Here is a 6436-nt window from a genome sequence, read left to right on the forward strand (position 1 = left end):
TGTCGGAGGTGCGCCACTCCCTGGAGGACGCCTACGTGGAGCTGACCGGCGACAGCGTCGAGTACCGCGGCGGCGGCGCCGAGCGCGTGGCGGAGGTGGCGCGATGACGGCGACGGCGACGGCGACCCCGGTCCGCGTGTTCGCCCGCGCCTGCGCGGCCGAGTGGACGCGGCTGTGGACGGTCAAGGCCACCTGGTGGTTCCTGGCCGGGTCCGCCGCGGTGATGGTGGGCATCGCGGCCATCGCCGGCGTCGAGGCGGCGGCGAGCCCCGACCCGTCGCCGGGCGGTTCGGCGTGGACCGCGGCGACCGTGCCGGTCCTGCCGGGGCAGTTCGGCCTCCTCGCGCTCGCCCTGGCCGCGGTGACGTCCGACTACGCCACCGGCGGGATCGTGCCGACCCTCCAGTGGACGCCGCGGCGCGGTGCCCTGTTCCTCGCCCGCACGGCCGTGGCGGTGTCGGTGGCCACGGTCCTCGGCGTGCTGCTGGCCCTGGCCGCCGCCCTCACGGCCTTCGCCGCGGCCCGGCCGGTGCTCGACCTGACCCTGGCGCGGGGCGCGGAGGTGCTGCCCGTCGTCGCGTTCGCCTTCGCGGCCGGTTCCGCCGTCGCGGTCGGGCTCGGCTTCCTGTTGCGCAACACCGCGGGCACGCTGGTGGCGGTGTTCCTGCTGATGCTGGTCCTCCCGCTGGTGCTCCACAACACCGGCCAGGAGTGGGCGTCCGCCGCCGCCCGGGTCCTGCCCGGCTCCGGCGCGGCGTTCCTGCTGATCGGGGAGGTGCCGGGGATGACCCGGACGTCCTCGGTGGTCACCCTGCTCGCCTGGGCGGGCGGCGCGTTGCTGCTCGGGTGGCTGCACCTGGCGCGCGACGACGCCAACCGCTGAACCGCGCTCGGGAACCCGCACCGGGACCGGCTCCCGGCGCGGGTTCCCGCTGTACATCGGGCGCGGATGACCCAATAGTGGCGGGGTGATCGATGACCAGGTCGACCGAGGGGGCTCGGCGGGTCCGGGCGGTGGCGGACCGGGATCGGCCGAGGGGCTGGAGGCCCGGGTGTACGACCACGCCGTCCGCCGGGGCGCCATCGCCTCCCCGGAGGGCGCGGCGGCCGAGCTGGGCGCGTCCCTCGCGGACGTGTGCCTCGCGGTCGCCAGGCTCGTCGAACTCCACCTGCTCCGCACCGACGCCGACGGCCGCCTCCTGCCGACCGCCCCGCAGCGGGCGGTGAGCGCGCTGGTCGCCCCGGTCGAGCGGTCGATCTACCAGTGGCAGGAGCTGGCAGACCGGTACCGGGAGCGGGTCGAGGCGATCACCCGGTCGCCGGGGGACGGGGAGGGGGTCGGCCGCATCGACGGGGTGAGCGGCGCGGCGGAGATCCGGGGCCTGTTCGCGCTGGCGAGCCAGGCCTGCCGCGACGAGCTGGTGGTGCTGCGGCCGAGCCACCACGACGAGGACTTCCTCGACGAGCTGCTGGAGACCTGCTACGACGTGCTGGACCGCGGCGTCGCGATCCGCGTGGTCTGCCCGCACCACAGCCGGGCGGGGTTCGCCGCCCGCGCCAAGGCCAGGCGGCTGCTCGAGGGCGGCGCGCAGATCCGCACCCGCAGCAGCCTCGCGCGGGCCGCCGTGGTGTTCGACGAGTCCCTGGCCGTCCTGCTCGACCTGCCGGCGTCCGACGGGCAGCAGCCGACGGCGCGGCGGGTCGACGACCGCGGCGTGGTGCGGTTCGTCATCGAGATGTTCAACCAGCACTGGGAGGACGCCACGCCGTTCAGCGCCGCCGAGCCCGGTTACGCCGGGGCGGTGGGCGACCTGCACCGGGCCATCGCCCGGCTGATGGCCAAGGGCCTCACCGACGACGGCGTGGCGCGGCACCTCGGCATGTCCGTGCGCACCTGCCGCCGCCACATCGCGGCGCTGATCCAGAACCTGGACTCGGTCAGCCGGTTCCAGGCGGGCGTGCGCGCGGCCGCGCTCCTCGACCAGCCCGCGCGCCCGCGGGCGAACCGGCAGCCGGGGTGAGGTGCGGGGGCGGGCCCGGCGCGGGACCCGCCCCGACCGGCTAGGCCGTGGCCACCGGCTCGGCCACCCTCGCCACCGCCTCCAGCACCTCGGGCACCGCCCAGTCCTTGGCGTACAGCGACTTGCCGACGACCAGCACGTCCAGCCGGGAGCCGTCGAAGGTGCGGAACGCCTCGCTCGCGGACCGGGCGGTCGGCTGGCCCTTCACGTTCAGCGAGGTGTTGATCAGCGCGCCGACGCCGGTGAGCCGCTCGAACTCGTCCAGGACCCGCCACAGGCGCGGCTGCTCGGCGGCGTGCACCACCTGCACCCGCGCGGTGCCGTCGTCGTGCACCACGGCGGCGATCTCGTGGGCGCGGTCCGCGCGCACCGGCACCGCGATGGTCATGTGCCGCATGTTCGTGCCCGCCGGGACGTGGAAGAACCGCGTGGCGCACTCGGACTTCACGATCGGCGCGAGCGGCCGGAAGCCCTCCCGGAACTTCACCGCGGCGTTCACCCGGTCCCGCGTCTCCCGCCGGCGCGGGTCGGCCAGGATGCTGCGGTTGCCCAGCGCCCGCGGCCCGAACTCCAGCCGGCCCTGCGCCCACCCGACCACCAGGCCCTTGGCCAGCAGGCGCGCGACCACCGCCTCCGGGTCCGCCGGCTCGACGGTGAAGTACGGGTGGCCGGCGGGCACGCGGTCGGAGTCCACGTCCGGCCCGAGGAAGGTGCTCACCGGGTAGCGCTCGGCCGCGCGGCGCAGGTCCGCGCCGAGCAGCGCCGCGCCGACCGCCGTGCCCTCGTCGCCGGCGGCGGGCTGCACGTAGAGGCCGTCCACGAGGCCCGACGCGGCGAGCTTGCCGACGGCCACGCAGTTGAGCGCCACCCCGCCCGCGAACGCCACGCGCCGCAACCCGGTCCGGGACACCCAGTGCGACACCAGGTGCGTCAGCGCCTCCTCCAGCCGGCGCTGGCCCGCGGCGGCGAGGTCGAAGTGCACCTGGGACCACTCGCCCTGGGCCGGCGGGCAGCCCTGTTCGGCCAGCCACCGCCTGCTCGCCGCGAACGTCTCCTTGCCGAGCTGGTCGCGGTTGTGCTGGAGCAGCGGGATGTCGAAGCGGCCGTCCGGGCCCAGCACGACCGCCTCGCCCATGGCGGCGGCGAACCGCCCGGCGTCGCCGGACGCGGCCATGGCCATGACCTTGTACTCGTCGCTGTTGGGCCAGAAGCCGAGGTGCATGGTCATCACCGTGTAGAACAGCCCCAGGCTGCTGCGGAAGTCCAGCGCGGCCAACCGGGTCAGCTCGCCGCCCGCCCACCGGTACACGCTCACCGCGTGCACCTCGCCCATGCCGTCGAGCACGACGACGAGCGCCTCGTCGAACCCGCTCGGCACGGCGGCGGTCAGCGCGTGGGCGTAGTGGTGGCGCACCGGGCGGACCGACAGGCGGGCCAGCTCCGGGAGGTGCCGGCGCAGCAGCGACGTCTGCCGCTCCGGGCGGTACACCTCCTCGTACCGCCGCCGGCTCAGCTCGTCGCCGAGCGAGAGCACCCGGGTCATGCCGTAGTCGAAGCCGTGCCGCACCTCGTCCACGTCGGCGGCGGGCACGCCCGCGATGCCCAGGCACGCGCGGACCGCCTCGACGGGGAAGGAGTGGTCGAACTTCACGCCCGAGTACCGCTCCTGCTGGACGGCGGCCACCAGCTCGCCGTCCACGACGAGCGCGGCGGCGGCGTCCAGGCCCTGGAACAGCCTGGCCTCGCTGTCGGGGAGGTCCGGGAAGTGCGCCCGCTTGAACTCGGCGGAGCCGTCGAACCCGCTGTAGCCCAGGACGACCGAGGGCCGCCCACCGGCTTCGCTCATGTTGGTCTCTCCCTGCTCGTTCGAACGGCGTCGGTCGCCGCGACCACGCTCGCGCGGGAGGCGGCGACCGCCTCCAACGCCGTTTCGGGGTTGGCATCGTGGTACGCCTGCAACAGCAGGGCGGAGGCGTCCAGGGCGCACCGGGCGGCCCAGAGCGTGGCGTCGTCGAGCGGGGTCAGCGCGTCCAGCCGCCGGCCCGCCCGGCGCACGTCGTCGAGCAGCCCGTCCAGCTCCTCGGCCGGCGCGGGCCCGGGGCGGTGCGGCGCGGTCACCGCACCGCCCCGATCGCCACGGCGACGACGTCCGGGCCCTTGTGCGCGATGGACACCGTCATCGAGGTCACGCCGACGCGCTCGGCGGCGTCCCGCGCGCCGCCGGACAGCCGGACGCCGGGCTCGCCCGAGTCCTGCCGGACCACCTCGATGTCCCTCGGCGAGACGCCCTCGAACAGCCCGCGCCCCAGGACCTTGAGCACCGCCTCCTTCGCCGCGAACCGCCCGGTGAGGAACTCCGCCGCCCGCGGCGCGGCCAGGTCGCCCGCCTGCCGCAGCTCGTCCGCGGTGAAGAAGTACCGGCGGAACCACGGCCGGGGCAGCAACCCGTCCAGCTCGCCCACCCGGGCGAGGTCGACACCGATCCTCATGCCGGCACGCCTTTCCGCTCGCGCAGCAGTGGACGGGCGCTGAGCAGGACGCAGGCGCACCCGGCGACGTTGGCCAGCGCCAGGAGCACGACCAGCGAGCGCGCGTGCAGCGGGTCCGGCAGGGCGGCGCCCAGCGCCAGGACCGCGGCGAAGAACGTCACGTTCAGCACCAGCGCGGCCACGGCGCGACCGGCCTGCTCCAGGTAGGTGAGCAGGGTCAGGGTGATGCCCAGCGCCGCCAGCGACGGGCCGATCACGCCGAGGTAGCCGACCGCGACCTCGCGCACCGCGGGGTCGGTGGTCAGCAGATCCACGAGCGGCCCGCGCAGCAGGAACACCGCCACGCCGATGCCGGCGTAGGCGGGCACGGCGAGGCGCAGCAGCAGCCGGAAGGCGTTCGCGCGCGCCTCCTCGCCGTGCAGCGTCACGGTGATCGCGACCGCCGAGCCGATCGCGATGGCGGGCACGACCAGGAACATCTGGACCGTCTGCCCGAGCCCGAACCCGGTCACCCCGGCCACCCCGCCGTCGCGGATGAGCCACAGGTAGCCCAGCGACGCGCCGGACAGCACCAGGAACGACCCGGCGACCGGCAGCGCCACCTCCCGGAGCAGGCGCAGCGCGGGCGCCGGGTCCGCGGGCCACCCCGGCACGACCCCGCTCCGGCGGACGAGCACCCAGGACAGGACGCCGAGCGGGACGGAGCCCGCCGCGAACCCGACCGGGACGCTCATCGCGCCCAGGTCCCACAGCTGCTGCGCCGCGAGCACCGCGCCGATGGTCAGCGCGGTGGACACCACCGCGAGGCGCGCGGCCGCCGCGGCCCGGCCCACGCCGCGCAACGCCGCGCCCGCGAGCATCGGCAGCATGGTCAGGCCGTTGGCCGCGAGCAGCGCCACCAGGAAGGCCCGGACGGCGTCACGGCTGCCCGCCGGCACCGCCAGCAGCGCCTCCAGCGGGCCGGAGGCGGCCAGCACCAGCAGCGCGAGCGCGCCGAACCCGCCGACGCCGAGCGCCGTCATCAGCACCAGCACGCCGCCGATCCGCGCGGTGTCGCCCCGCCGGTGCAGGGTCGACGCCGACACCTGCACGGCGACCGCCACCCCCTCGCTGACCGCCAGGCTGACGAACCCGAACGGCACGTACACCGACCGCAGGTACAGCGCGTCGCCGCCGAGGTGGCCCAGGAACGCCGTCACCGCGAGCTGGAGCACGGTGCCCGCCGTGGTCATCGCGGTCAGGCTGACCGCCATGCGCCTCGCCACGCCGGTCAACGACCGCTCCGGCGCCTCGACACCGACCCCCGTCACGCGCCACCGCCCGGGTCGCGCAGGGCGCCCTGGAACACCAGCAGCCGGTGGATGTCGCCGGAGCCCTCCATGAACTCGAAGGCCCGCACGTCCCGGTAGGTCTTGTCCAGCCACGGGTGCTCCAGCAGCGCCGTCGGCCCGAGCAGGTCGACCGCGAGCAGGGTGGCCTCCTCGGCCAGCCGGGTCGCGGTCAGCTTGGCGGCCGAGGTCTTGTGCGCGTCCGGGCGGCCCGCGTCCAGCGCGGCGGCCACCTCGCGGACCCGCCACCGGGCCACCCGGACCCGGCCCGCCAGGTCCGCCACCCGCAGTTCGTCCGCGGTGGGCAGGGCGGTCCGCTCGGCGCGCACGTAGTCCAGCACGGCGTCGGCGACGCCGACGGCCATCGCGGCCAGCGACGGCCGGTAGGTCGTCAGGGTCTGCCGCGCGCCGAGGAAACCGCGGCGGCTGGGCTTGCGGTCGGCGCCCAGCACGTCGGCCGGGTCGATCCGCACGCCGTCGAAGACCAGCTCGCTGATCCGGACGCCGCGCAGCCCCACGATCGGCAGCAGCTCGCCCCGGAAGCCGGGCGCGGGCGTGTCGACGAGGACGGCCTCGACGCCGAGCGGGCCGGGCGCTG

Annotated in this window: 7 protein-coding genes; 2 read left to right on the forward strand and 5 right to left on the reverse strand. The window is 76.1% G+C overall.

Going from position 1 to position 6436, the window contains the following annotated elements; genetic code table 11:
* The first annotated feature begins 103 nt into the window (after positions 1-103).
* Together ACFV4N_RS37740 and ACFV4N_RS37745 are read left to right on the forward strand one after the other, a co-directional pair.
* Entirely contained in the window at positions 104-883 is a 780-nt protein-coding gene (locus ACFV4N_RS37740; protein ID WP_499677469.1) for a hypothetical protein, read from the forward strand.
* Positions 884-968: 85 nt separating this feature from the next.
* A complete protein-coding gene (locus ACFV4N_RS37745) occupies positions 969-2021 on the forward strand; it encodes a hypothetical protein (protein WP_499677470.1) in 1053 nt (350 codons plus the stop codon).
* A gap of 40 nt (positions 2022-2061) precedes the next feature.
* On the opposite strand, the gene ACFV4N_RS37750 is transcribed toward ACFV4N_RS37745, so the two are convergent.
* The 5 genes from ACFV4N_RS37750 to ACFV4N_RS37770 form a co-directional block, all read right to left on the reverse strand.
* Positions 2062-3867, reverse strand: a complete 1806-nt coding sequence (locus ACFV4N_RS37750; protein ID WP_499677471.1) for a carbamoyltransferase family protein — start codon at positions 3865-3867, stop codon at positions 2062-2064.
* On the reverse strand, positions 3864-4139 hold the full coding sequence (locus ACFV4N_RS37755) for a hypothetical protein (protein ID WP_499677472.1): 276 nt from the start codon (positions 4137-4139) through the stop codon (positions 3864-3866). The genes ACFV4N_RS37750 and ACFV4N_RS37755 overlap by 4 nt, the downstream gene beginning before the upstream one ends.
* Positions 4136-4510, reverse strand: coding sequence for a holo-ACP synthase (locus ACFV4N_RS37760; RefSeq protein ID WP_499677473.1), 375 nt, complete (start codon positions 4508-4510; stop codon positions 4136-4138). Before ACFV4N_RS37760 ends, ACFV4N_RS37755 begins: the two co-directional genes overlap by 4 nt.
* Entirely contained in the window at positions 4507-5820 is a 1314-nt protein-coding gene (locus ACFV4N_RS37765; protein ID WP_499677474.1) for an MATE family efflux transporter, read from the reverse strand. The genes ACFV4N_RS37760 and ACFV4N_RS37765 overlap by 4 nt, the downstream gene beginning before the upstream one ends.
* The coding region (locus ACFV4N_RS37770) for an acyl-CoA dehydrogenase family protein (protein ID WP_499677475.1) at positions 5817-6436 on the reverse strand (620 nt) is incomplete at its 5' end. The genes ACFV4N_RS37765 and ACFV4N_RS37770, both read right to left, overlap by 4 nt.

Origin of the sequence: Actinosynnema sp. NPDC059797 (assembly GCF_042732085.1) — a bacterium.
Taxonomy (GTDB): domain Bacteria; phylum Actinomycetota; class Actinomycetes; order Mycobacteriales; family Pseudonocardiaceae; genus Actinosynnema.

Coding starts and splice junctions, on each gene's coding strand:
- ACFV4N_RS37740 (WP_499677469.1), top strand. CDS start 104: ATGACGGCGACGGCGACGGCGACCCCGGTCCGCGTGTTCGCCCGCGCC.
- ACFV4N_RS37750 (WP_499677471.1), bottom strand. CDS start 3,867: ATGAGCGAAGCCGGTGGGCGGCCCTCGGTCGTCCTGGGCTACAGCGGG.
- ACFV4N_RS37760 (WP_499677473.1), bottom strand. CDS start 4,510: ATGAGGATCGGTGTCGACCTCGCCCGGGTGGGCGAGCTGGACGGGTTG.